Annotated in this window: 25 protein-coding genes; 23 read left to right on the top strand and 2 right to left on the bottom strand. The window is 43.3% G+C overall.

Annotated elements, in window-relative coordinates:
* Window positions 1–165: 165 nt before the first annotated feature.
* Window positions 166–813 carry a uridine kinase family protein gene (locus I2432_RS06605; RefSeq protein WP_206158678.1) on the top strand — a complete coding sequence of 216 codons (648 nt, stop codon included), beginning with the start codon at window positions 166–168 and terminating at the stop codon, window positions 811–813.
* Between the two features lie 154 nt (window positions 814–967).
* Here I2432_RS06605 and I2432_RS06600 read toward each other — a convergent pair whose 3' ends face one another.
* Window positions 968–1144, bottom strand: coding sequence for a DUF3042 family protein (locus I2432_RS06600; RefSeq protein WP_064484007.1), 177 nt, complete (start codon window positions 1142–1144; stop codon window positions 968–970).
* Between the two features lie 132 nt (window positions 1145–1276).
* On the opposite strand from I2432_RS06600, the gene miaA reads away from it, so the two are divergent.
* From miaA to I2432_RS06505, 19 genes are all read left to right on the top strand, one after another.
* Complete coding sequence (gene miaA, locus I2432_RS06595; RefSeq protein WP_012677750.1) at window positions 1277–2167, top strand: tRNA (adenosine(37)-N6)-dimethylallyltransferase MiaA; 891 nt, start codon at window positions 1277–1279, stop codon at window positions 2165–2167.
* Window positions 2168–2249: 82 nt separating this feature from the next.
* A complete protein-coding gene (gene hflX / locus I2432_RS06590) occupies window positions 2250–3488 on the top strand; it encodes a GTPase HflX (RefSeq protein WP_206152466.1) in 1239 nt (412 codons plus the stop codon).
* A complete protein-coding gene (locus tag I2432_RS06585; protein ID WP_012679747.1) occupies window positions 3481–4119 on the top strand; it encodes a cystathionine beta-lyase in 639 nt (212 codons plus the stop codon). Before hflX ends, I2432_RS06585 begins: the two co-directional genes overlap by 8 nt.
* A 14-nt stretch (window positions 4120–4133) precedes the next feature.
* On the top strand, window positions 4134–5063 hold the full coding sequence (gene rnz, locus I2432_RS06580) for a ribonuclease Z (protein WP_115266806.1): 930 nt from the start codon (window positions 4134–4136) through the stop codon (window positions 5061–5063).
* Window positions 5063–5827 carry an SDR family NAD(P)-dependent oxidoreductase gene (locus I2432_RS06575; RefSeq protein ID WP_206152467.1) on the top strand — a complete coding sequence of 255 codons (765 nt, stop codon included), beginning with the start codon at window positions 5063–5065 and terminating at the stop codon, window positions 5825–5827. Before rnz ends, I2432_RS06575 begins: the two co-directional genes overlap by 1 nt.
* Window positions 5824–8034, top strand: a complete 2211-nt coding sequence (gene recJ, locus I2432_RS06570) for a single-stranded-DNA-specific exonuclease RecJ (RefSeq protein ID WP_206152468.1) — start codon at window positions 5824–5826, stop codon at window positions 8032–8034. The genes I2432_RS06575 and recJ overlap by 4 nt, the downstream gene beginning before the upstream one ends.
* An 8-nt stretch (window positions 8035–8042) precedes the next feature.
* Window positions 8043–8411, top strand: coding sequence for a TIGR02328 family protein (locus I2432_RS06565; protein WP_111710640.1), 369 nt, complete (start codon window positions 8043–8045; stop codon window positions 8409–8411).
* Between the two features lie 79 nt (window positions 8412–8490).
* A complete protein-coding gene (locus I2432_RS06560) occupies window positions 8491–9009 on the top strand; it encodes an adenine phosphoribosyltransferase (RefSeq protein WP_042670830.1) in 519 nt (172 codons plus the stop codon).
* 66 nt (window positions 9010–9075) lie between these two features.
* Window positions 9076–9753: a DnaD domain-containing protein gene (locus I2432_RS06555; RefSeq protein WP_111678845.1), complete on the top strand. Its 678-nt coding sequence runs from the start codon at window positions 9076–9078 to the stop codon at window positions 9751–9753.
* Complete coding sequence (gene nth, locus I2432_RS06550) at window positions 9753–10415, top strand: endonuclease III (protein ID WP_111678219.1); 663 nt, start codon at window positions 9753–9755, stop codon at window positions 10413–10415. Before I2432_RS06555 ends, nth begins: the two co-directional genes overlap by 1 nt.
* 73 nt (window positions 10416–10488) lie before the next feature.
* The gene (locus tag I2432_RS06545; RefSeq protein ID WP_206158677.1) at window positions 10489–11175 is read left to right on the top strand and encodes a tRNA (adenine(22)-N(1))-methyltransferase; all 687 of its coding nucleotides are present in this window, start codon (window positions 10489–10491) and stop codon (window positions 11173–11175) included.
* A complete protein-coding gene (locus tag I2432_RS06540) occupies window positions 11165–11953 on the top strand; it encodes a Nif3-like dinuclear metal center hexameric protein (RefSeq protein WP_206152470.1) in 789 nt (262 codons plus the stop codon). Before I2432_RS06545 ends, I2432_RS06540 begins: the two co-directional genes overlap by 11 nt.
* Before the next feature lie 54 nt (window positions 11954–12007).
* On the top strand, window positions 12008–13117 hold the full coding sequence (locus I2432_RS06535; protein ID WP_206152553.1) for an NAD(P)/FAD-dependent oxidoreductase: 1110 nt from the start codon (window positions 12008–12010) through the stop codon (window positions 13115–13117).
* 56 nt (window positions 13118–13173) lie between these two features.
* Entirely contained in the window at window positions 13174–14043 is an 870-nt protein-coding gene (gene rfbA / locus I2432_RS06530; RefSeq protein WP_037581952.1) for a glucose-1-phosphate thymidylyltransferase RfbA, read from the top strand.
* Window positions 14043–14639: a dTDP-4-dehydrorhamnose 3,5-epimerase family protein gene (locus tag I2432_RS06525; RefSeq protein ID WP_206158676.1), complete on the top strand. Its 597-nt coding sequence runs from the start codon at window positions 14043–14045 to the stop codon at window positions 14637–14639. Before rfbA ends, I2432_RS06525 begins: the two co-directional genes overlap by 1 nt.
* A gap of 191 nt (window positions 14640–14830) precedes the next feature.
* On the top strand, window positions 14831–15877 hold the full coding sequence (rfbB, locus tag I2432_RS06520; RefSeq protein WP_206158675.1) for a dTDP-glucose 4,6-dehydratase: 1047 nt from the start codon (window positions 14831–14833) through the stop codon (window positions 15875–15877).
* 177 nt (window positions 15878–16054) lie between these two features.
* The gene (locus tag I2432_RS06515; protein WP_043030971.1) at window positions 16055–16531 is read left to right on the top strand and encodes an NUDIX hydrolase; all 477 of its coding nucleotides are present in this window, start codon (window positions 16055–16057) and stop codon (window positions 16529–16531) included.
* A 62-nt stretch (window positions 16532–16593) separates the two neighbouring features.
* Window positions 16594–17775, top strand: a complete 1182-nt coding sequence (locus tag I2432_RS06510; RefSeq protein WP_012679733.1) for an AI-2E family transporter — start codon at window positions 16594–16596, stop codon at window positions 17773–17775.
* On the top strand, window positions 17765–19003 hold the full coding sequence (locus I2432_RS06505) for a tetratricopeptide repeat protein (RefSeq protein WP_138119452.1): 1239 nt from the start codon (window positions 17765–17767) through the stop codon (window positions 19001–19003). Before I2432_RS06510 ends, I2432_RS06505 begins: the two co-directional genes overlap by 11 nt.
* 77 nt (window positions 19004–19080) lie before the next feature.
* Here the strand turns inward: I2432_RS06505 and I2432_RS06500 are convergent, their stop codons facing one another.
* A complete protein-coding gene (locus I2432_RS06500; RefSeq protein WP_206152472.1) occupies window positions 19081–20751 on the bottom strand; it encodes an Rqc2 family fibronectin-binding protein in 1671 nt (556 codons plus the stop codon).
* Between the two features lie 351 nt (window positions 20752–21102).
* Here I2432_RS06500 and trpX point away from each other — a divergent pair, with 351 nt between their 5' ends.
* Genes trpX through I2432_RS06485 form a run of 3 tightly spaced genes read left to right on the top strand, consistent with a single transcriptional unit; the run spans window position 21103 to window position 23736 of the window.
* Entirely contained in the window at window positions 21103–22098 is a 996-nt protein-coding gene (gene trpX / locus I2432_RS06495) for a tryptophan ABC transporter substrate-binding protein (RefSeq protein WP_111690217.1), read from the top strand.
* A 13-nt stretch (window positions 22099–22111) separates the two neighbouring features.
* Entirely contained in the window at window positions 22112–22981 is an 870-nt protein-coding gene (locus I2432_RS06490) for an ABC transporter permease (RefSeq protein WP_138119450.1), read from the top strand.
* On the top strand, window positions 22978–23736 hold the full coding sequence (locus I2432_RS06485) for an ABC transporter ATP-binding protein (protein ID WP_012677767.1): 759 nt from the start codon (window positions 22978–22980) through the stop codon (window positions 23734–23736). The genes I2432_RS06490 and I2432_RS06485 overlap by 4 nt, the downstream gene beginning before the upstream one ends.
* Window positions 23737–23802: the final 66 nt, after the last annotated feature.

Below are 23802 nucleotides of genomic sequence, written 5' to 3'. Positions count from 1 at the left end.
CCATTATAGACTATTAATCAGATTGGAGAAGCTTTCCTTATTGGATTGCCCTTCAATCTTTTTTTGCTGCTAGTCAGGCTTTTTCAGGAGACTGGTTTGTTTTTCGGTACTATTTTTGATAGAATGAATTCCTATTATCAGCATATTATTTGAGGAGAAGAGATCATGGAGAGGCTGCTTCAAGCTATTGTAACTGCAACAGCTAATCGTGAGAAAATGCTTATTAGAATCAGTGGTCATGGTGCCTCTGGTAAATCAACCTTTGCAGGTCGTCTGCTGCAGGCTTTGCCTGACGGACAAGGTCAATTATTAGAAACAGACCCCTATATCATTGCTAATGAATTTAGTCAGGCTGTTTTGATTAGCTACCCTTATCAGGGAAAAGAGGTGCTTCATAGTATAACAGCCTGTCACCCTGCTAGGCATGAATTGGCCAGTCTGAGGTGTGACATCATGATGTTTAAGCAAGGATTGGATTTTTTGAGTATTGATACCCCTTGGGCGCCCTCTCGTCTGGTTAAGGGTGATGTGCCGATTCTTATTGTCGAAGGCATGTCAACAACCTTTTTAGAGCCAGAGCTGTTTGACTTATCACTGTACTTTTATACAGATGATGACACAGAGCTCCAAAGGCGGCTTGATAGAGATACTAGATCAAGAGGCCGCAATCCGGAGTTCATTCAGCAGAGCCATGCTCATCGGCGAACTCAGTATACTCATTACCTAGAGCCTTATCAAAAGCAGTTTGATATTGTGGTCAATCAATCGCAAAATCGTTTTACAGTCGAAATGTGCCATATAAGTGAAAATTAGCCTTAGTTTGATCTGTTTGTTGGCAAGGCAGTAGGCTGTATGTGGCGTTGACGAGTTATTTTTGATATGTGACTAAGCTAAAGGCCTAGTCTCACGGCATAAAAAATCCGACAAGCTATTGATAAAGCCTGTCGAATCTTTCATCTATTAGTGATTAGCGAGCAACACGACGACGTGCTGCTTTTTTACGATTTTCCTCTACAAATGCTGCTTTTTCTTCCTCAGGGTCAATAATAGTCTTTTTAACAGCAAATACTGCACCTGCAACGGTAGCAGCAGTAGCAAGAACACCTGTAGCAAGACCCTTTGCGAATCCATGTTTTTTAGCCATAATCATTCTCCATTTCTATTAAGAGGACCATAACTGTCTCTCAATCTTATGTTATAATATATGGTAGCGAAAAAGATTAGAAAATTCAAGTAAAAGACTTTTTCAGCTGCTTTTTAAGTAGAAAGACAATAAATGACAAAAGAAAAGATAATTGTGATTGTAGGCCCGACTGCTGTTGGCAAGACAGCTCTAGGGATTGCCTTGGCTGGTGCCTTTAATGGTGAAATTATATCTGGAGATAGTCAGCAGGTTTATCGTCACCTTGATATTGGGACAGCTAAGGCTAGTGCCAGGGAGCAGGCTCTTGCGGTTCATCATTTGATTGACATTCGTGAGGTGACAGAGTCTTACTCAGCCTTTGATTTCGTGCAGGACGCTAAGCGAGCTATTGAAGATATTGTTAGCCGCGGTAAGCTGCCGATTATTGTCGGTGGTACGGGCTTGTATCTACAAAGCCTGTTAGAGGGCTATCATCTAGGAGGAGATCTTGATCAAAAGGAGCTACTTGCTTATCGGCAGCAGCTAGAGACACTGACAGATACAGAGCTTTATCAGCTATTAGCTAGTAAGGGCATTCACCTTGATCAGGTTAACCGCAGGCGTGCCATTCGCTCACTTGAGCTAAATCAATTTGCTAGGGATTTAAAAAATCAGGAGGCTCCCTATAACCCCTTGATGATTGGATTGACTGATGAGCGCGAGGTTATTTATGAGCGGATTAATAAGCGGGTGGATCTGATGATGGCTTCAGGTCTATTGGAGGAGGCAAGGTGGCTTTTTGAGCAGTATCCAGCTGTTCAGGCTAGTCGAGGGATCGGCTATAAGGAGCTCTTTCCTTACTTTCAGGGTCAGGCTAGTCTAGAAGAAGCAACAGCCACACTAAAGCAGCAAACACGCCGCTTTGCTAAACGACAGCTGACTTGGTTTCGTAACCGTATGGCAGTGCGATTTGACTCGATTAGCGAGTCGTCCTATCCGCAGGCAATATATGATAGGGTGGAGCGCTTTTTGAAGGAGCCTTAGAGCTATCGATGGCAAACTAGCTGAAAATAGCTAAAACTATGCTATAATAAACACTACGGAATTTGGAGGATTAGTCGCGTTCATGATAGAGACAAAGGCAAGGCAGGAAAGAGTCATTTTACTAGGTGTGGTCCTAGAGGCAGCTGACCATGCTGAGCTATCAATGACAGAGCTGGCTAGTCTAGCCAAGACCGCAGGTGCAGAGGTTGTTGATTGCTATATGCAAAGGCGGGAGCGCTATGATAGCAAGACCTTTGTTGGCTCTGGTAAGCTGGCTGAAATCAAAGAAATGGTTGCTGCCAATGAGATTGATATAGTGATTGTTAACAATCGCTTAACGGCTCGGCAAAATGCCAATTTGGAGAACGCCTTAGGTATTAAGGTCATTGATCGCATGCAGCTGATTCTTGATATTTTTGCGATGCGAGCGAGAAGCCATGAAGGAAAATTGCAGGTGCATTTAGCGCAGCTCAAATACATGCTGCCAAGACTGGTCGGACAGGGTGTTATGCTTAGTCGTCAGGCCGGGGGCATTGGGAGTCGTGGGCCGGGTGAGAGCCAGCTGGAGCTGAACCGGCGCTCCATTCGTCATCAGATTGCAGATATTGAGCGGCAGCTAGCTGCTGTCGAAAAAAACCGTCAAACGATTCGCGATCGTCGTATTAGCTCTGATGCCTTTAATATCGGGCTGATTGGCTATACTAATGCAGGCAAGTCTACCATCATGAATCTATTGACCGATGATAAGCAATATGAGGCTGATGAATTGTTTGCAACGCTTGATGCTACTACCAAGCAAATTTATCTGCAAAATCAGTTTCAGGCAACTCTGACAGATACCGTAGGCTTTATCCAAGATTTACCAACGGAGCTCGTGGTTGCCTTTAAGTCGACATTAGAGGAAAGTCGGCATGTTGATTTGCTCTTGCATGTGATTGATGCCAGTGACCCTAATCATTTGGAGCATGAGAGGGTTGTTCTAGACATCTTGAAAGATTTAGATATGCTGGATATTCCAAGGCTGGCTATTTATAACAAGATGGATAAGACAGCTAGCTTGACTGCAACTGTTTTTCCAAATGTCAGGCTGTCAGCACGTGATAAAAACAGTCGTAGCCTCTTAAGACAGCTGCTTATTGATCAGATTCGGGACATGTTTGAGCCATTTTCGATCAAGCTCTGTCAGGATCAAGCCTACAAATGCTATGACCTCAACAGGTTGGCGTTATTGGAGCCTTATAGCTTTGATAAGGAGATTGAAGAGATTTCTGGCTACATTGCTCCCAAAAATAAATGGAGATTAGAAGAATTTTATGACTGATTATATTCAATTGGCAAAGACTTATGGAGGCTTTACGAGTTTAGATACGGTTTATTTGCAAAATTGCTTAAAGGGCTTGACAGACCAGCAAAAATTAGCTACCATCACGCCACCCCCAAGTGTGATTAATGCTTATTTTGCAGAAATGTATCAGAAGCAATCACCAAAAGCAGCGACAGATTATTATTTTGAGCTATCAAGGGCCTTGAAGCTGTTTACCTCAGAGCCGTCATTTGATGAGGTGAAGCCCTTTGTCCGCTTAAATTTGTTGGGGCAATCCTATGGCTTTGTCTTTGAAAATGAAGCACAGGAGGCGATTGTTTTTGCTGAAAAAGAGCAGGGGCAGCCTGAGGAATCGCTGCTGCTGGAGCTGGCTCAGATTTTTCCACAATACGTGGTTTATGTGGAAGATGGTAGAATCAAGATGAAGAGCTGTCAATTTGAGCAAGGAGAGCCAGAGGACATAACACCTGAGCATGCTTTGTTAACCACGATCTATCGTTTCTCAAACGAAATGACCCTGCTAAAGGGCTTTAATAGTGATGAATTGTTGGCTCTTAGCCAAGCATTCAAAGGAAAGAAATATTATCAGTTTGCACAAAGAGAATTCATGATTTACCTTGTGCATTAGAAAGAATAGACTGTATGGAATTACAATTTTTAGGTACTGGAGCTGGGCAGCCAGCCAAGCATCGCAACGTTTCAAGCTTAGTGCTAAAGCTATTAGATGAAATCAATGAGGTGTGGATGTTTGATTGTGGCGAGGGAACCCAGCGGCAAATTTTAGAAACAACAATCAAGCCACGAAAAATCAAGAAGATTTTTATCACGCATCTGCATGGTGATCATATTTTTGGCTTGCCTGGCTTTTTATCTAGTCGGGCTTTTCAAGCTAGTGAGGAGCAGACGGACCTTGAGATTTATGGACCTGTTGGGATAAAATCCTATGTAACAAACAGCATCAGGATATCAGTCTCTAAATTGCCTTATCAGATTCATTATCATGAGTTTGATGACACCTCTATGGGCAAGATTTTAGAAACAGATAAATTTATTGTTTACGCTGAGCGATTGGCACATACCATCTTTTGTATGGGGTATCGTGTGGTTCAAAAGGATTTAGAAGGAACACTTGATGCAGAAGCTCTTAGAGCAGCAGGAGTCCCCTTTGGTCCACTTTTTGGCAAGGTTAAAAATGGGCAGGATATTGAGCTAGAGGATGGCACCAAAATTTTTGCCAAGGACTTTATTTCAGAGCCTCGAAAAGGAAAGATCATCACCATTATTGGCGATACACGCAAGACATCTGCTAGTGTTAGATTGGCAAAAGATGCTGATGTGCTGGTGCATGAGTCCACCTACGGGAAGGGTGATGAAAGAATGGCCCGTAATCATGGGCATTCGACAAACATGCAGGCTGCTCAAATCGCGCGTGATGCAGGTGCTAAGCGTCTTTTACTGAATCATGTTTCAGCACGCTTTTTAGGACGTGACTGTCGTCAAATGGAAAAGGATGCGGCAACTATTTTTGAAAATGTGAAGGTTGTTCGCGATTTAGAGGAAGTGATCATTTAATGGCACAGAGAATTATTCTGATAACAGGTGCTTCTGGTGGGCTCGCACAGGCTATCATCAGACAGCTTCCAAGAGAGGATTACCTGATTTTGTTAGGGCGCAGCAAAGACAGGTTAGACAGTCTGTATCAGGCTATTCCCAGAAAGGAATGCTACGAGATTGCTATTCAAGATCCTGCTGCTATTGAGGCTCTTGTTGATGAGCTTTACCAGCGTCATGGCAGGATTGACGTTTTGATTAACAATGCAGGCTTCGGTGCCTTTAAGGCCTTTGATGATTTCTCAGCAGAGGAGATTGAGGCCATGTTTCGTGTGAATAGCCTAGCCAGTATTCATTTTGCACGCTTGCTTGGTCACAAAATGGCAGAGCAGGGCTCTGGACATATCATTAATATTGTCTCCATGGCAGGCTTAATTGCTTCAGTGAAATCAAGCATTTATTCTGCAACAAAGTTTGCAGTCATTGGCTTTTCTAATGCCCTTCGCTTGGAGCTGGCAGAAAGGCAGGTTTATGTGACGACTGTTAATCCAGGCCCGATTGCAACCGCCTTTTTTGAGCAGGCTGACCCAAGCGGGCAGTATTTAGCCAGTGTTGCTAGCTTTACGCTGCAGGCGGATACTGTGGCTAAAAAAATCATTGCTGCAATAGGAAAAAAGAAACGAGAGATTAATCTGCCTATTAGCCTAGCCCTTGCTCATAAGTGTTATACCTTGTTTCCAACTATATCTGATTATCTTGCAAGAAAGGTATTTAATTATAAATGATTACGTCCAAGTATCAGTGGACCATAGCTGATAAGGAGCCAGACGCTGGCTTCTTTAAGCTGGCTCAGGCAAAGGGACTTAGTCAGACAGCCGCAAAGCTCATCTATGACCGAGGGGTTCATACCGAAGAGGAGCTTATCAGCTTTTTGACAGCGGACCTATCACAGCTCCATGATCCTTATTTGCTAAATGATATGCAAAAGGCTGTTCATCGCATTCGTCAGGCCATTGAAGGGTTTGAGAGGATTTTGATCTACGGAGATTATGATGCAGATGGCATGACAGCAGCGTCCATTGTCAAGGAAACGCTGGAAATGATGGGAGCAGAGCCTCTTGTTTATTTGCCTAATCGCTTTACAGATGGCTATGGTCCCAATCAAAGTGTTTACAAGTATTTCATCGAGCAAGAGCAGGTTTCGCTGATTATTACTGTTGATAATGGTGTTTCGGGTCATGAAGCAATTGCCTTTGCGCAAGCACAGGGGGTAGATGTTATTGTAACAGATCACCACAGCCTGCCAGCAGAGCTGCCTAAGGCCTTTGCCATTATTCACCCTGAGCACCCGACTGCTACTTATCCCTTTCAAAAGCTAGCCGGCTGTGGCGTTGCCTTCAAATTGGCTTCCGCTCTGCTAGAGATGGTTCCAGTAGACTTTTTAGATTTGGTTGCTATTGGGACAATTGCTGACATGGTCAGCCTACGGGGTGAAAACCGTATCCTTGTCAAAAACGGGCTAGCTGTTCTAAAAGAGACAGAAAGATTAGGCTTGCAGGAGCTGATGAAGCTTTCAGAGGTTGACTTAGCGCACTTTGATGAAGATGTTATTAGCTTTAAGCTTGCTCCGCAGCTCAATGCTCTAGGGCGTCTTGACGATCCAAATCCAGCTATTGATCTACTGACAGGCTTTGACGACGAAGAGCTTCATGAGCTTGCTCTGATGATTAGTAGTAAAAATGAGGAAAGAAAGGCCTTGGTACAGGAGATATTTGCTCAAGCAATGGCTATGGTTGATCTAGACAAGCCTGTGCAGGTGTTAGCTAAGTCTGGCTGGCACCCAGGAGTTTTGGGGATTGTAGCTGGTCGGATCATGGAGGAGATTGGGCAGACTGTTCTTGTTTTGACTATTGATGAGGGGCTAGCAAAGGGATCAGCTAGAAGCTTAGAGAGCATTAATATCTTTGAAGCACTTAATAGCAATAGGAGCTTATTTACAGCTTTTGGTGGTCATGAGGGGGCAGCAGGCATGACTCTGCCATCTGATCGCCTAGAGGAGCTATCAGAGCTACTTTGCCAATACGTGGCAGCCAAGGGACACGATGGTCAGGAAAAAAACACTCTATTGATCAATGATGAATTGGATTTAGAAGCATTGAGTATAGATAGTCTGAACAAGCTGCTACTTCTAGCACCCTTTGGCATGGATAATAAAAAGCCTGTTTTTTACTTAAAAGATTTTACGATTAAGCAGGCAAGGACCATTGGTCAGCAACAAAGTCACTTGAAGTTCAAGGTCAGCAAAGGAGCCGTTGAGGCTGATGTCTTGGCCTTTGGTCAGGGACATCTGATACAGGAGTACCAGCAATCACAGGGCTTGGAATTAGCGGTTAGTCTTGCGATCAATCACTGGCGAGGTCATACCAGTCTGCAATTAATGCTGGTTGATGCCAGAGCGACTGGGGTGCAGCTGTTTGATATTCGATCAAGGACTGCTAAGGCACCTGAGCATATTCCTACAGCTGTTGAGGACCAGCAGGCTAAGGCTGTTGTGATAGATGAAGTTCCTGATGATATTGAAGCTTTGAAAGCCCTTTTTAGACATCGGGAATTTGAAGCGATCTATTTTAAAAATCATATTAAGCACCCTTATTACTTAACAGGCTATGGCAGTCGAGAGCAATTTGCCAAGCTCTATAAGACCATCTATCAATACCCAGAATTTGACCTGCGCCATAAGCTGACCCTGCTAAGTGATTACCTCAAGATTGAAAAAATCCTCCTGGTCAAAATGATACAAATTTTTGAGGAGTTAGGCTTTGTAGTAATCGAAGATGGGCTGATGAGGGTAAAGACTGATGCCCCAAAACGTAGCATCGCTGACAGTGTCATTTACCAGCAGCTAAAAGAGCTGGTAAAGTTTCAAGAGCTTATGGCCTTGGGCAGTCCGCAGGAGATTTATCAGTATTTAATGACTAGTGAAGAGAAATAGGAGAGCTTATGCGTCTTTGGCATCAGGATTTAATCACACGCCTACCAAGGCAACAATTGTTGGGGCAGCATCGTGAATGTGCGGCCTTGCGAGGAGCAGGCTGGGGGAGACCACATGCGACGGTTGACTATGTGTTTTCCCATTCTCCTTATAAGCTTTACCAGTATCACCTGTTGATTATGCAGGAAATGCAGGCGCGGGGCTACCAGCCAGATGTGAGCTGGCAGGACAAAAATTACAGGGGAAAAAGCCTTGCCGCCTATGAGGACTTAGAGGAGGTGGCACTGACCTCACCGATTTATCCTGAGCATCAAGAGGCCTATTTACAGGAATGCCTGACTAATTTAAAGGAAAAAGGGATTGATCTGGATGATTAGGAATCATTTACCTTTTTAGACTTTCATGCTATAATAGGAAAGATTTTAATTTAAAAGACATTAGAAAGACTATTTTACGATGGATTTAACACAATATATTGCTTCAATTGAGAATTACCCAAAGGAGGGGATTACCTTTCGTGATATTTCGCCACTAATGGCTAGTGGCAAGGCCTACAGCTATGCTATTCGTGAGATTGTGCAATATGCCTGCGATAAGGGCATTGACATGATTGTTGGACCGGAGGCTCGTGGCTTTATTATTGGCTGTCCGGTCGCAGTTGAGCTAGGAATTGGCTTTGCTCCTGTTCGTAAGCCGGGTAAATTGCCAAGAGAGGTGATTTCTGCTAGCTATGAAAAGGAGTATGGTCTAGACACCTTGACCATGCATGCTGATGCTATTAAGCCAGGCCAACGTGTCCTTATTGTGGACGACTTATTAGCAACAGGTGGTACAGTAAAGGCTACTATTGATCTGGTTGAAAAGCTGGGCGGCATTGTTGCTGGCTGCGCTTTTCTCATTGAGCTGGACGGCTTGAATGGTCGTCAGGCTATTGGTGATTACGATTGTAAGGTATTGATGCATTTTCCTGGTTAATCAGTGCTTGCTAATGGCAGCACTGATTAAAAGCTAGGTTGGGCTATTACGTTTGGCAGGGGAATTATGAGTTTTTTAGAGCATTATCAGTCTGGCAATTTGGTCCTTCCAACTGCCTTACTGTTTCATTACAAGGATATTTTTAAGAGCTCAGACGATTTTTTGGTTTGGCAGTTTTTCTATCTCCAAAACACGACTAGGCTTGACGAATTGGCACCTAGTCAGATTGCTAATGCCTTGGGTAAGTCTGTAGCAGAGGTGAATAAGGCTATTTCTTCCTTGACCAGTCAGGGGTTATTAGATATGAAAACCATAGAGCTGGCTGGAGAGATTGAGATCATCTTTGATGCTAGTCCTGTACTAGTCACTCTAGACCAGCTGCTGGCGCGTGATGAAAAGAGCGAGCATGAACAGCAAAACACCAACCAATTGAAGCTTCTTGTTGATGAGTTTGAGCGTGAGCTGGGGCGTTTTTTGAGTCCGATGGAGCTAGAGGATTTAGAAAAAACCGTTCATGATGACCAAACAGATCTGGATTTAGTACGTGAGGCGCTGAGAGAAGCGGTCTTTAATGGGAAAACCAATTGGAAATATATTCAGGCTATTCTAAGAAACTGGCGCAAGGAGGGGATTACAAGCCTCAGGCAGCTTGAGGAAAAAAAGCGTGCCAGAGAGGATATGACGGCGTCTGAAGTGACGGTTTCAGATGATTTTCTTGCGGCGATGAACCTTTGGAGTAACTAATGAGGATAGGAAGAGAACGGTTAAAAAAGGTTCTATCAATCATTGGTGAGATGTTTCCAGAGGCTAAGGGAGAGTTGAATTGGGACCAAGAAAAGCCCTTTCAGCTTCTTATTGCGGTTATCCTATCAGCGCAGACAACTGATAAGGCAGTCAACAAGGTTACCCCTAAGCTGTGGCAAAGCTACCCAGAGCTTTCAGATTTGGCTCAGGCAAATGTGTCAGATGTTGAGAATCATCTAAGGACAATTGGCTTGTATAAAAATAAGGCAAAAAATATCATCAAGACAGCTCAGCAGCTGCTGATTCAGTTTGATGGTCAGGTACCAAAAACCCATAAGGAGCTCGAGTCCTTACCAGGAGTAGGCCGTAAGACTGCTAATGTGGTTTTGGCAGAGATTTATGGTGTCCCTGCAATCGCAGTTGACACGCATGTCTCGAGGATTGCCAAGCGCTTAAACATTTCTGCCCCAGATGCCGATGTTACTGAAATTGAAGCTGATTTGATGGCCAAGCTTCCTAAGAAGGATTGGATCATCACCCACCACCGTTTGATTTTTTTTGGACGCTATCACTGCTTGGCTAAAAATCCTAAGTGTGATACCTGCCCTGTGCAGAGCTATTGTAGCTATTACAAGACTACCTACGGTAAAAAGAAGGTCTGATGAGGCTTTCTTTTTAATTGGTTTGTATTTTGCTATAATAGTGATACGATTAGTTGTTAGAAGGATTAAGAAAATGGAAAGTCATTTATCAAAGCGTTTACGCCATGTGGCAGCCTATGTTCCTGATGGTGCTAGGCTGTTAGATGTGGGAAGTGATCATGCCTATCTTCCTATTTTTTTGGTTGAAGCTGGGCAAATTCAAAAGGCGATTGCAGGTGAGGTGGTCAAGGGCCCGTTTGCATCAGCCTTAAAAAATGTGTCGCAATATGGCTTGACAGAGCATATTGAGGTACGCCTGGCTGATGGCTTAGCTGCCTTTGAGGTGAGAGATGCTGTAGACTGCATAACCATCTGTGGCATGGGAGGGCGCTTAATAGCTGATATTTTAGCGGCTGGTAAGGAAAAGCTGCAGGGGGTCGGGCATTTGATTTTACAGCCCAATAATCGAGAGGATGAGCTGCGTGCCTGGCTATCTGCCAATGCTTTTAGGATTATTGCTGAGACCATTATGACAGAAAATGGCAAATATTATGAAATCATTGTTGCAGAGCCTGGTCAACAAAGTCTAACAGATCAGGAGCAGCGCTTTGGTCCTTTCTTGTCTCAGGAAAGGTCATCAGTCTTTGTGGCTAAATGGCAAAAAGAGCGAGATAAGCTAGTCTATGCCCTGTCTTGTGTGCCAGCAACGAAGCTTGTTGAACGCGCTAGCATTTCTCAAAAAATAAAAGCGATTGAGGAGGTCATCAGTCATGAAAGCTAGAACAATCATCGAAAAATACGAAAGCTATTGTCCGCTTGAGCTATCCATGTCAGGAGATGTGTGTGGCCTCCAAATTGGCTCTCTGGATAAGGAGGTCAAAAGGGTAATGATCACTCTTGATGTGAGAGAAAATACCGTTGCCGAAGCTATTGCGGCCAAGGTAGACCTGATTATCACCAAGCACGCTCCTATTTTTAAGGGCTTGAAGGACTTGGTCTCCTCGCCACAGCGAGATATTGTCCTTGAGCTGGTGAAGCACGATATTTCTGTCTATGTCAGTCATACCAATATAGATATTGTCTCTGACGGGCTCAACGATTGGTTTTGTGAGCTGTTGGGCATTGATCAGACAGAGGCATTGGTTGAGACGCAAGACGGGTATGGTATTGGACGTGTCGGAAATGTAGCAGAGCAGACTCTGGAGGAGCTAGGTCTGGTGGTCAAGGAAGCCTTTGGGCTTGATGTGGTTCGGCTGGTTCGATATACTGGTCAAAACCCTTTGATTTCGCGAGTGGCTATTTGTGGGGGCAGTGGTGATAAATTTTATCAGGCAGCGCTTGCTAAGGGAGCTCAAGTCTATATTACAGGTGATATTTATTACCACACAGCACAGGAAATGCTGACAGAAGGCCTGCTGGCAATTGATCCGGGACACCATATCGAGTCCTTATTTATTGATCAGCTAGTTGCCAAGATGCAGGCTTGGAAAAAAGAGGAAGGCTGGCAAGTAACCATTATGGCTAGCAAGGCGTCAACAAATCCCTTTAGTCATCTATAGCATGACTGAGTATGGCCTATGCTTGGTAAGCAGTATGATAGAATGGAAACGGCAATGACAACGATAGCAATCATTGGAGCTGGAATTGTAGGTTCAAGCGCCGCTTATTATTTAAAAAAACAGGGGTATCAGCAGGTCACTATTTTTGATGATGGTAATGGTCAAGCAACTAAGGCAGCCGCTGGCATTATCTGCCCTTGGTTTTCAAAAAGAAGGAATAAGGCTTGGTATCAGCTGGCTCGGTTAGGAGCAGATTGTTATCAGGACTTAATCAAGGAGCTGCAAAAAGAGGGGCTTTCTACACATTTTTATAAGCAGACTGGTGTTTATTTATTAAAAAAGAATGAGAACAAGCTAGAGGAGCTCTACCAGCTGGCTAATAAACGAAAGCAAGAGTCACCTTTGATTGGAGATTTGGCGATAAGGTGTCGTTCGGACATTAGGGCTGATTTTCCTGATTTACAGGGTTTTGAGCAGCTGGTATGGGCTTCTGGGGCTGCACGTGTTGATGGGGAAGACCTATGTCAGTGCTTGCTTGAAGCTAGTGGCTATCAGGTGGTTAAAAAGCGTGTTAGCATAAGCATAGAAAAGCAAGGCTATCTCGTTGATGGTATAGTCTTTGATCGGTTGATTTTAGCAGCTGGTGCTTGGCTGCCAGAATTGCTTGAGCCGCTTGGCTATCAGGTGGATATTCGACCGCAAAAAGGACAGTTAATGGATTATCATATTGCGAATGTGACCACAGATAACTACGCAGTGGTCATGCCAGAGGGGGAGATGGATATTATTCCCTTTGAGCATGGTAGGTTGTCTGTAGGAGCGAGTCATGAAAATGATAAGGGCTATGACCTTGAGCCTGATGTAGCTGTTTTAGAGGCCTTGGAGCAGGAGGCCTTGACCTATTACCCTAAGCTGAGTTCTGCCTCTGATATCTCTTACCGCGTAGGCATTCGAGCCTATACCAGAGATTTTTCTCCATTTTTTGGGCAGGTACCTCAGCTACCAGGTGTTTACGCTGCAAGTGGTCTAGGCTCATCTGGCTTGACCCTAGGTCCTTTGATTGCTCAGCAGCTGATTGCCCTGCTTTTGGGGCAAAAAGCTAGCTTAGATGCTAGTCAATACCCGATTCAGCATTATATTCGTCGGATTAATGATAAAAAGTGACACTGCTTTCAAAAAATGATAAAATAGTGACGTATTATAAAATGAGGAGAGCTACGATGAAAGGTATTATTCTGGCAGGAGGATCAGGAACACGCTTGTATCCTCTTACTCGTGCAGCTTCAAAGCAATTGATGCCAATTTATGATAAGCCAATGATTTATTATCCCTTATCAACACTGATGTTGGCAGGTATTCGGGACATTTTGATTATTTCAACTCCAAAAGATCTTCCAAGATTTGAAGAGCTATTAGGTGATGGATCAGAGTTTGGGATTAGCTTGTCCTACAAGGAGCAACCAAGTCCTGATGGCTTAGCTCAGGCCTTTATTATTGGTGAGGAGTTTATCGGTGATGATCGGGTTGCCTTGATTTTAGGAGATAACATCTATCATGGAAACGGCCTTACGAGAATGCTCCAAAAGGCAGCAGCTAAGGAAAAAGGGGCTACTGTTTTTGGTTATCAGGTCAAGGATCCGGAGCGCTTTGGGGTTGTGGAGTTTGACGATGAGATGAATGCCATTTCTATCGAGGAAAAGCCGGCAGTTCCTAAGTCACATTTTGCTGTAACAGGCCTTTATTTCTATGACAATGATGTGGTAGAGATTGCTAAAAGCATTAAACCAAGTGCTCGTGGAGAGCTTGAAATTACTGATGTTAACAAAGCCTATTTAGAGCGTGGCGATCTATCAGTTGAGTTGATGGGACGTGGCTTTGCCTGGCTAGATACTGGCACTCATGAAAGCCTGCTGGAGGCTGCCCAATACATCGAGACAGTTCAACGCTTGCAAAACGCTCAGGTGGCCAACCTAGAGGAGATTGCCTATCGCATGGGTTATATCACTAAAGAAGATGTCTACCAGCTAGCGCAGTCGCTTAAGAAAAACGAATACGGGCAGTACCTGCTGCGGTTGATTGGAGAAGCTTGATGACAGAACAATTTTTTGATAAAGCCTTAGCCTGTCGGGAAATTGAAGCCATTCCTGGACTTTTGGAGTTTGATATCCCTGTTCGAGGGGACAATCGTGGCTGGTTTAAGGAAAATTTTCAAAAGGAAAAAATGATTCCTCTAGGCTTTCCTGAGCAGTTTTTTGCCGCAGATAAGCTGCAAAACAATATTTCATTTTCGCGCAAGCATGTGCTTCGAGGCCTGCATGCAGAGCCTTGGGACAAGTACATCTCTGTTGCTGATGAGGGTAAGGTTCTTGGAGCTTGGGTTGATCTTCGTGAGGGTGATAGCTTTGGGCATACCTATCAAACAGTCATTGATGCTTCAAAGGGGATTTTTGTCCCTCGAGGTGTTGCTAATGGCTTTCAAGTACTGACTGATAAGGTGGCTTATACCTATCTGGTCAATGATTATTGGGCGCTTGAGCTCAAGCCAAAATATGCCTTTGTTAATTATGCTGACCCAAGCCTTGGGATTGCGTGGGAAAGTCTTGAACAAGCAGAGGTTTCAGAAGCAGATAAAAGCCATCCCTTCCTAGAGGCCGTTAAGCCTTTGAGACAAGAAGATTTATCATAATTAGCATTTGAAATAAGCTATGGCTTTTGATGGGAGTGTCTCTGTATCCTTCTGATAGGAAGGACCTTATGGATGGTAGGAGCAATGAGGTGAGGCAGCTTAATCGCTGTTTTCACTGGTAGCTGAGCTTGCCTGTCGGATTAAGCTGCATTTTGAGTGCTGATAGCTGAAAACAAAGGAAAAGAAAAAACATGTCTGAATATAAAAACATTATTGTTACCGGTGGCGCTGGCTTTATCGGTTCAAACTTCGTACATTATGTTTACAACCATCACCCAGAGGTTCACGTAACTGTTTTGGATAAGCTCACCTACGCTGGCAATCGTGCCAACCTTGAGGAGATTTTGGGTGATCGCGTGGAGTTGGTTGTTGGTGACATTGCTGATGCTGAATTGGTAGATAAGCTGGCCGCTAAGGCAGATGCTATTGTCCACTATGCTGCTGAAAGCCACAATGATAATTCACTCAATGACCCAAGTCCATTTATTTACACGAACTTCGTTGGGACTTATACACTCTTAGAGGCGGCTCGTAAATATGACATTCGCTTCCATCATGTGTCCACTGATGAGGTTTATGGGGATCTACCACTGCGTGAGGATTTGCCAGGACATGGTGAGGGGCCAGGTGAAAAATTCACCGCTGAGACTAACTATAATCCGTCATCACCTTATTCATCAACCAAGGCAGCCTCTGATTTGATTGTTAAGGCCTGGGTTCGCTCCTTTGGCGTGAAGGCAACCATTTCAAACTGTTCAAATAATTATGGTCCCTACCAGCATATTGAGAAATTTATCCCTCGTCAGATCACTAATATCTTGTCTGGTATCAAGCCAAAATTGTATGGTGAAGGAAAGAATGTTCGTGACTGGATTCACACCAATGACCACTCAACTGGTGTTTGGGCCATTTTGACCAAGGGACGTATTGGTGAGACCTACCTTATTGGAGCTGACGGCGAAAAAAATAATAAGGAAGTGCTGGAATTAATTCTGGATAAAATGAGGCAGCCTAAGGACGCTTATGACCATGTGACAGATCGTGCAGGCCACGATTTACGCTACGCTATTGATTCGACAAAGCTTCGTCAGGAGCTTGGCTGGGAGCCACAGTTTACTGATTTTTCAGAAGGACTTGAGCAAACGATCCAATGGTATACTGATCATCAGGATTGGTGGCGTTCCGAAAAAGAAGCAGTTGAAGCCAATTACGCTAAGACACAGGAAGTGATTCGTTAAATAGTGATAAGTCTTGATGAGTCAGCAGACGTTGCCTTATCAAGGCTTTTTTGCTAGTACAGGGCTAAGAGTTGTAGTGATTGTGGTTTTCTTGTTTGATGTGCTTAAATGATAAAATGATGGCATATTTCTCAGAGATTGGTATAATAGTAACAACTAAACAAAGGAAGGGTATGAATGACTAAGTTAGCAACGATTTGTTATATTGATAACGGTGAGGCTTTATTGCTGCTGCATCGCAACAAGAAGGAAAACGATGTTCACCAAGGCAAGTGGATTTCAGTTGGTGGCAAATTAGATCCAGGCGAATCCCCTGATGACTGTGCCAGACGTGAAATCTTAGAGGAAACTCACTTGCAGGTAAAAGCGATGGACTTTAAGGGAGTGATTACCTTTCCTGATTTTACACCAGGGCATGATTGGTATACTTACGTGTTTAAGGTGACAGACTTTGAAGGTGACTTAATTGCTGATGAGGAATCCAGAGAAGGGACCCTAGAATGGGTTCCCTATGATCAGGTGCTGGAAAAGCCAACCTGGGAGGGAGATTACGACATTTTCAAATGGATATTGGAAGACCGGCCGTTTTTTTCTGCTAAATTTAGGTATGATGACCACAACAAGCTGGTGGAAAAAACAGTCACCTTTTATTAAGTCAACTAACCTAAAAGCTCTCATCAGAATGATGCCACAATTAAGAAAGGACGATACCATTAATGTCATTGCATTCTAAGCCTAATCATCATGATAGTCTATTTTACAAATGGTTTTTAAATAATCAGGCGGTGATGGTTTTGTTAATCACGCTGCTGGTTTTTCTGACTATTTTTGTCTTTACAAAAATATCCTTCCTCTTCACACCGATTTTGTCATTTTTGGCCATTATCATGCTGCCGCTGGTTATCTCAACTATCCTGTATTATTTGACCAAGCCATTAGTTGATATGGTTGAGAAGCTAGGTCCAAATCGCACAGCCTCTATTTTTATTGTCTTTGGCTTAGTAATTCTCCTATTTTTCTGGGCTATTTCTGGCTTTATTCCTATGATTCAAGACCAGCTAAGGAGCTTTGTCGAAGACCTTCCCAAATATGTTGCCAAGGTCAATCTAGAGGCTAATAAGCTACTTGAAAACGAATGGCTGGTTAGCTACAGGTCCAACCTGCAGGATATGCTGACAAGCATGAGCCAAAAGGCTCTAGATTATGCGCAAAGCTTCTCTAAAAATGCTATTGATTGGGCAGGAAATTTTGCTGGAGCTATTGCCCGTATTACTGTTGCAATCATCATGTCACCTTTTATTCTCTTTTATTTTCTGCGTGACAGTGGCCATATGAAAAATGGTTTGGTCAATGTGCTTCCGATTAAGCTGCGCCAGCCTATGGCACGTGTCTTAGGAGAAATCAATAAGCAATTATCTGGCTATGTGCAGGGACAGGTGACCGTTGCGATTGTGGTTGGTCTTATGTTTTCAGTGATGTTTAGCCTTGTTGGTTTGAACTATTCTATTACCTTTGGTATTATTGCAGGCTTTCTTAATATGATTCCTTATCTGGGGAGCTTTTTGGCCATGATTCCTGTAGTGATTATGGGAATGGTGCAAGGACCCTTGATGCTGATCAAGGTGTTGATTATTTTTGTCATTGAACAAACGATTGAAGGACGTTTTGTCGCGCCGCTAGTGCTTGGAAATAAGCTGAGCATTCACCCGATTACGATTATGTTTTTATTATTGACAGCAGGGTCAATGTTTGGGGTCTGGGGTGTCTTTCTTGTCATTCCAGTTTATGCTTCTGTTAAGGTTGTTGTGAAGGAGCTATTTGATTGGTACAAGGATATTACAGGCCTGTATGAGGAAGAGCCTACAGAAGCTGAGAGGGTCGCTGAAGATGTTAAATAGTGAAAAAATGATTGCTTCACTAGAGCAACAGGATTTAGAGCAGGCAGAAAGCTATTTTCAAAGAGCCTTGCAGGAGGACGATGCTGAGACCTTGCTGGCTTTGGCAGAATACCTAGAGAGTATTGGTTTTTTACTGCATGCTAAGACGATTTATTTGCAGGTCTGTGAGGCTTATCCGGAGGTCAATATTAATCTTGCTCAGATTGCAGCTGAGGATAATGTCATTGAAGAGGCCTTTATGTACCTTGATAGGATTCCAGAGGATAGTGCTGATTATTTGTCTGCTCTGCTCGTCATGGCTGATCTTTATGATTTGGAGGGGCTAACTGATGTGGCGCGTGAGAAGCTGCTTCAAGCAGCTGAATTGAGTCAGGAGCCGATAGTGATCTTTGGCTTGGCCGAAATTGAGATGTCTCTGGAGCACTTTAGCGAGGCTATTGAGCAATATGCTAGGCTTGATAATCGTCACATTCTTGAGCTGACAGGTATCTCAACCTACCAGCGCATAGGGCGTGCCTATGCTTATTTAGGGAAATTTGAAGCTGCTGTAGAGTTTCTTGAAAAGGCTCTTGCCATTGAGTATGACGATGAGACAGTGTTTGAGCTGGCGACGATTTTATATGATCAGGCTGCTTACCAAAAGGCCAATCTCTATTTCAAGCAATTAGAAACGATGAATGCAGACTTTTTAGGCTACGAGTACCCCTATGCCATGAGCTTGCGTGAGGAGCATCGGACAGAAGAGGCCTTACGCCTAGTTCAGCAGGGTCTGCGTAAAAATGCCTTTGACCCCCAGCTGCTGTTGCTTGCTTCACAGCTTGCCTTTGAATTGCATGATCCAGCTGGCTCAGAGCAGTATTTGCTCAGGGCCAAGGAAGTAGCTGTTGATGACGAAGAGGTCATCATGCGCTTATCTAGCCTGTACTTGGATATGGAGCGTTTTGAGGAGGTCATTGCTCTTGAGCATGAGGAGATTGATCATGTGCTAACTAAATGGAACCTTGCCAAGGCCTATCAGGCTCTGGAGCAGCAAGAAAAAGCCCTCACTATCTATAAAGATATCGAAGGAGACCTAAAAGAAAATCCTGACTTTTTACAGGATTATGCTTATTTATTAAGGGAATTCGGCTATACTGATCAGGCAGTTAAGCAGGCAAAAAGGTATTTGCAGCAGGTTCCAGATGATATTCATATGCAAGGCTTCTTAGATGATTTGAGAGATGATTAACAAAAAGCTACAGCTTTAAAACTGGACTTATCTCCAAGTGTGAGGCTGTAGCTTTTTTATCTTTATTGTTGTTAGTCTTATGAGGAAGAGGCAGAAGAGGAGCACTTCATGGCTTGAATTTTGCTTTCTGTAGGTGTCACTCTTAGTGTCTTTTGTCCTGTATAGGTGACAAAGCCAGGCTTTGCACCGCTTGGCTTATGCAGCTTTTTGGCTTCAATCATGTCCACCTGAACGAGATTGGAAAATCTGGCTTTAGAATAATAGGCCGCCAATTCAGCAGCATCCGTTTTGACCTCGTCGCTTGGGCTTAGATTGTCCTTAATGATCACATGGCTGCCGGGAATATCCTTAGCATGAAACCAGAGCTCGCCTTTTTTGGCCATTTTAAAGGTTAATTCCTCATTTTGCAGATTGTTACGTCCGACCATAATAATTGTTTTGCCATCTGAAGCCAGGTATTGCTCTGGCTTTTTACGTTTGTGGTGCTTGCTGTGCTTACGGCTTTTTACAAATCCAGCCTGAATAAGCTCTTCTCGAATATCCTCAATCTCATCAATCGTTGCCTGAGATAGATTGTAATGAACGCTTTCAAAATAAGCGATGGTTTGTTGTGTGTCAGCAATGAGACCTGAGAGGTGCTTGACAGCTTCTTTTAATTTTTGATATTTTTTAAAATAACGTTGAGCATTTTGATTGGGAGTCAATGCCTTGTCAAGTGCAATGGTTATTTTTTGACCGGTGTAGTAGTTATCAAGCTCAACTGAATCCTGATCATTTGGCACCAAGCTCAGATAGGTTGTTAAGAGTTCACCCTTTTGGCGAAAGTCCTCCGCATTTTCAGTGGCTAGTAGCTCAGCCTCTTGCTTGATCAGTTTGCTGCGATTTTTTTCCAATTCGTTTTGAACGCGGTGGATCAGGTCACTGGCCTGCTGGTTGATACGATCTCTCTCAGCCTTGTCATGATAATAATAATCTAACAGCTGGGACAGATCCTGGAAGGTCTTCTGTGTGTTTGAGAAGGCAACTGGAGCAAAGGAGGTCTGAGTTAGACTTGGCTGACTAGGTCTTTGAAAAAAGTCTCTAAACCGTTTTAGCTTATCAGTTGTCAGGAGACTGGATAGCTCTTGTGCGGTATCTCGGCCAAGACCTTGGAAATGCTTTTGAAGATTTTTAGCAGATAACTCCTGTGTTTGTAAGATTTCAAATAAAGCGATATCTGAGATCGTAAAAGGATTGACAGTAGCTGTTTTCGGAGGCTCGATATAGGCTGATCCTGGTAAAATAGTCCGGTAGGAATTTTGGGAAAAGCCGACGTGCTTGATAGACTCGATAATTTTGTTTTCATGACGGTCAACCAGAATAATATTGCTGTGCTTGCCCATAATTTCGATGATCAATGTCGTCTTTATGGCATCGCCAATCTCATTTTTGTTAGAGACGGTCATTTCGATGATGCGGTCATTATCAATCTGCTCAAAGCCTTCAATGATAGCTCCTTGAAGGTATTTGCGCATGATCATGGTAAAGGTATTGGGAAATTGAGGATTTTGAAAGTCTGTTTGGGTCAGTTGAATGCGTCCAAAAACCGGATGAGCTGAGAGCAAGAGCTTGTAAGTTTGGCGATGGTTACGGATAGTCAGAACCAACTCATTATCAAAGGGTTGATTGACTTTTTGAATGCGCCCATTAACAATACTATGGTTGAGCTCTTGAGTTAAATGATGTAAGAAAAAGCCGTCAAATGACATAGTTTCTCCCTCCTGAGTTCTAATTCTTTCATTATACCACAAAAAATAATGGAAAAATATGTTCAAATGCTCTTGTATTTTTGAGCTTTTAGGTTATAATGTAAAAAAACAAGAAAGGAAATCCAAGATGAAGCAAACACAGCATATGATAAATTGGCAAAGCTGGCATAGATAAAGTTGTGTTTATGGGTTAGCATAGATACGACTTTTAGAGTACTTCTAAAAAGGTATCTATGCGCTGACATTGGATTTCAAAAAAAGCGCCTAGTAGCTGATTACTAAGCGTTTTTTCTTTTTGTGAGTACTCTAAATGTTAGCAACGGAGTAAGAATGGAAATTAAGAGGTAGAACATGAAACATAAAGGTCTTATCGTAACAGTCATTGCACTCTTTTTAATGGTTGCTGCTTCGCTAGTGCTAAAAGAGGGCAAAAAACAGCCACAGTTAGCCAGCAAGCGTGTGGTTAAGGTTGGTATATTGCAGCTGGTTACTCATGAGGCGCTTGACCAGATTGCACAGGGCATTAAAGACGAGCTAAAGAAGCATCATCAGCCAGAGCAAAAGGTCAGCATTACCCTTATGAATGCAGAAGGAGATCAAAGTAAGATTCAGACCATGAGCAAGCAGCTGGTCAAAACAAACGATATTGTTGTTGGCATCGCAACGCCTGCAGCTCAAGGATTAGCAGCAGCGACCAAGACTATTCCGGTTGTGATGTCAGCTATTTCTGATCCAGTTGGTGCTAAATTAGTCAAGCACTTAGACAGGCCTGAGGCAAATGTTACTGGCTTATCAAATAAGGTTCCTGTTCGACAGACGGTTGATCTAATCAAGGAGATGACCCCTCAGGTCAAAAGGGTCGGTGTCCTTTATGCAAGCAGTGAGGACAATTCAATATCACAGGTCAAGGACTTTACAGCCCTTGCAGAAAAGCAAGGCTTGGAGGTTTTAGCCTACGCTGTCCCCTCAACAAATGAGGTTACCACGACCATGTCTGTGATGACTGAGAAGGTAGATGCTATTTTTATCCCACAGGATAATACTATTGCCAGTGCCTTTTCAGCGGTGATTGCTGCCTCAAATGCAGCACAGCTTCCGGTCTACTCAAGTGTTGATACAATGGTTGAGCAAGGGAGTCTTGCTTCTATTTCACAAAGTCAATACCAATTAGGAGTTGAGACAGCTAGGCAGGTGCTGCAGCTTATGGCTGGAAAAGAGGTATCAGAGGTTCCTGTCGAGGTAGTTGATGACGGTAAGCCATTTTTAAATCTAAAGGCAGCAAGGGATTTAGGTCTTATGATCTCAAAAGACCTGCTGAAGCGTTCTGACCTTACAGGTAAGCAATAGAAAAGGAGTTCATATGATTATTTCATCTGTATCACAAGGCTTGTTATGGGGAATTCTTGGCTTGGGGATTTACCTGACCTTTAGAATATTGAATTTTCCAGATATGACAACAGAAGGATCCTTTCCTTTAGGAGGCGCTGTAGCAGTGACCCTGCTCAATCTTGGTTTAAACCCTATCTTAGCTACTCTGGCTGCTATGCTGGCAGGCGCCTTGGCAGGCTTCGCCACAGGCCTGTTATACACAAAAGGAAAGATACCAACACTTCTTGCCGGCATACTAGTCATGACCTCCTGCCATTCTATTATGCTTATGGTTATGGGCAGGGCCAATTTGGGCTTGCATGATATCAAGCGCATTCAGGACTACCTTCCCTTTGCAGTTGACACCAATGTGTTGGTAGCTGGCTTGGTTGTAGCTACATTGGTGATTTTTTTGTTAATGTATTTCCTTTACACCAATATTGGTCAGGCTTATATTGCCACAGGAGATAATCGGGATATGGCTAAGAGCTTTGGGATTCATACTGATCGTATGGAGCTTATGGGCTTAGCAATCTCTAATGCCTTGATAGCCTTATCTGGTGCCTTGGTTAGTCAGCAAGATGGCTATGCTGATGTTTCAAAGGGGATCGGTGTGATTGTTATTGGCCTTGCGAGTATTATTGTTGGTGAGGTTTTATATTCTACAGGCCTAACCCTGCTTGAGCGCTTGATAGCCATTGTGGTTGGTTCTATCCTGTATCAATTTTTAATCTCAGTAGTTATTGCCCTTGGCTTTAATACGAATTATCTTAAGCTATTTAGTGCCATTATATTAGCGCTTTGCCTGATGGTGCCTGTGCTAAAAAAAGCAATTATTAAGGAGGCTAGCTTATCACGATGAGAAAAATTATTGAATTAATTCACGCTACTGTCGAAGTCAATAATGGCTTTGATGAGACTAAGGCTATTTTAGATGATGTTTCCTTGACCATTTATGAGCATGATTTTTTAACGATTCTTGGTGGGAATGGTGCTGGTAAATCAACCCTTTTTAATGTGATTGCTGGGACGCTATTGTTAAGCAAGGGTCAAATTAAGCTTTTAGGACATGATGTGACGCACCTGCCAGCAGAAAAAAGAGCTAGCTACCTATCACGTGTTTTTCAGGATCCTAAAATGGGAACAGCACCTCGAATGACAGTAGCTGAAAACCTTTTGATTGCAAGGCAAAGAGGGGAAAGGCGAGGCTTGTCATCACGCAGAATTAGCCATTATATGGCAGACTTTGCTGACTTGGTCAAGCGAGTTGGAAATGGCTTGGAAAATCATCTGGAGACTCCGACTGGTCTCTTATCAGGCGGTCAAAGACAGGCCCTTAGCTTACTCATGGCAACCCTAAAAAGACCAGAGCTTTTACTATTAGATGAGCATACTGCAGCGCTAGACCCTAAGACCAGCCAAGCCTTAATGGCCTTGACTGATGATTTTGTAGCTAAGGATCGCTTGACAGCCTTGATGATAACGCATCACATGGAGGACGCTCTTAACTATGGTAATCGCCTGATTGTGATGAAAAATGGTAAAATCATTCAAGACCTTGATCAGAAGAGAAAATCTCAAATGACCATTGCTGACTATTACCAACTTTTTGACTAAAATAAATACTCTAAAAGCCATTGGAATGAAAGCCTTCCCTTGGCTTTTTTGATAATCTATTGAAAA

It is taken from the genome of Streptococcus equi subsp. zooepidemicus (genome assembly GCF_015689395.1).
Classification (GTDB): Bacteria; Bacillota; Bacilli; order Lactobacillales; family Streptococcaceae; genus Streptococcus; species Streptococcus equi.
The sequence above is the reverse complement of the archived record's forward strand: the minus strand, read 5'-3'. Positions and strand labels throughout refer to the sequence as shown.

Excerpts from the sequence above, each read along its gene's own strand:
- I2432_RS06605 (WP_206158678.1), top strand. The coding sequence starts at position 166 with ATGGAGAGGCTGCTTCAAGCTATTGTAACTGCAACAGCTAATCGTGAG.
- I2432_RS06600 (WP_064484007.1), bottom strand. The coding sequence starts at position 1,144 with ATGGCTAAAAAACATGGATTCGCAAAGGGTCTTGCTACAGGTGTTCTT.
- miaA (WP_012677750.1), top strand. The coding sequence starts at position 1,277 with ATGACAAAAGAAAAGATAATTGTGATTGTAGGCCCGACTGCTGTTGGC.
- hflX (WP_206152466.1), top strand. The coding sequence starts at position 2,250 with ATGATAGAGACAAAGGCAAGGCAGGAAAGAGTCATTTTACTAGGTGTG.
- I2432_RS06585 (WP_012679747.1), top strand. The coding sequence starts at position 3,481 with ATGACTGATTATATTCAATTGGCAAAGACTTATGGAGGCTTTACGAGT.
- rnz (WP_115266806.1), top strand. The coding sequence starts at position 4,134 with ATGGAATTACAATTTTTAGGTACTGGAGCTGGGCAGCCAGCCAAGCAT.
- I2432_RS06575 (WP_206152467.1), top strand. The coding sequence starts at position 5,063 with ATGGCACAGAGAATTATTCTGATAACAGGTGCTTCTGGTGGGCTCGCA.
- recJ (WP_206152468.1), top strand. The coding sequence starts at position 5,824 with ATGATTACGTCCAAGTATCAGTGGACCATAGCTGATAAGGAGCCAGAC.
- I2432_RS06565 (WP_111710640.1), top strand. The coding sequence starts at position 8,043 with ATGCGTCTTTGGCATCAGGATTTAATCACACGCCTACCAAGGCAACAA.
- I2432_RS06560 (WP_042670830.1), top strand. The coding sequence starts at position 8,491 with ATGGATTTAACACAATATATTGCTTCAATTGAGAATTACCCAAAGGAG.
- I2432_RS06555 (WP_111678845.1), top strand. The coding sequence starts at position 9,076 with ATGAGTTTTTTAGAGCATTATCAGTCTGGCAATTTGGTCCTTCCAACT.
- nth (WP_111678219.1), top strand. The coding sequence starts at position 9,753 with ATGAGGATAGGAAGAGAACGGTTAAAAAAGGTTCTATCAATCATTGGT.
- I2432_RS06545 (WP_206158677.1), top strand. The coding sequence starts at position 10,489 with ATGGAAAGTCATTTATCAAAGCGTTTACGCCATGTGGCAGCCTATGTT.
- I2432_RS06540 (WP_206152470.1), top strand. The coding sequence starts at position 11,165 with ATGAAAGCTAGAACAATCATCGAAAAATACGAAAGCTATTGTCCGCTT.
- I2432_RS06535 (WP_206152553.1), top strand. The coding sequence starts at position 12,008 with ATGACAACGATAGCAATCATTGGAGCTGGAATTGTAGGTTCAAGCGCC.
- rfbA (WP_037581952.1), top strand. The coding sequence starts at position 13,174 with ATGAAAGGTATTATTCTGGCAGGAGGATCAGGAACACGCTTGTATCCT.
- I2432_RS06525 (WP_206158676.1), top strand. The coding sequence starts at position 14,043 with ATGACAGAACAATTTTTTGATAAAGCCTTAGCCTGTCGGGAAATTGAA.
- rfbB (WP_206158675.1), top strand. The coding sequence starts at position 14,831 with ATGTCTGAATATAAAAACATTATTGTTACCGGTGGCGCTGGCTTTATC.
- I2432_RS06515 (WP_043030971.1), top strand. The coding sequence starts at position 16,055 with ATGACTAAGTTAGCAACGATTTGTTATATTGATAACGGTGAGGCTTTA.
- I2432_RS06510 (WP_012679733.1), top strand. The coding sequence starts at position 16,594 with ATGTCATTGCATTCTAAGCCTAATCATCATGATAGTCTATTTTACAAA.
- I2432_RS06505 (WP_138119452.1), top strand. The coding sequence starts at position 17,765 with ATGTTAAATAGTGAAAAAATGATTGCTTCACTAGAGCAACAGGATTTA.
- I2432_RS06500 (WP_206152472.1), bottom strand. The coding sequence starts at position 20,751 with ATGTCATTTGACGGCTTTTTCTTACATCATTTAACTCAAGAGCTCAAC.
- trpX (WP_111690217.1), top strand. The coding sequence starts at position 21,103 with ATGAAACATAAAGGTCTTATCGTAACAGTCATTGCACTCTTTTTAATG.
- I2432_RS06490 (WP_138119450.1), top strand. The coding sequence starts at position 22,112 with ATGATTATTTCATCTGTATCACAAGGCTTGTTATGGGGAATTCTTGGC.
- I2432_RS06485 (WP_012677767.1), top strand. The coding sequence starts at position 22,978 with ATGAGAAAAATTATTGAATTAATTCACGCTACTGTCGAAGTCAATAAT.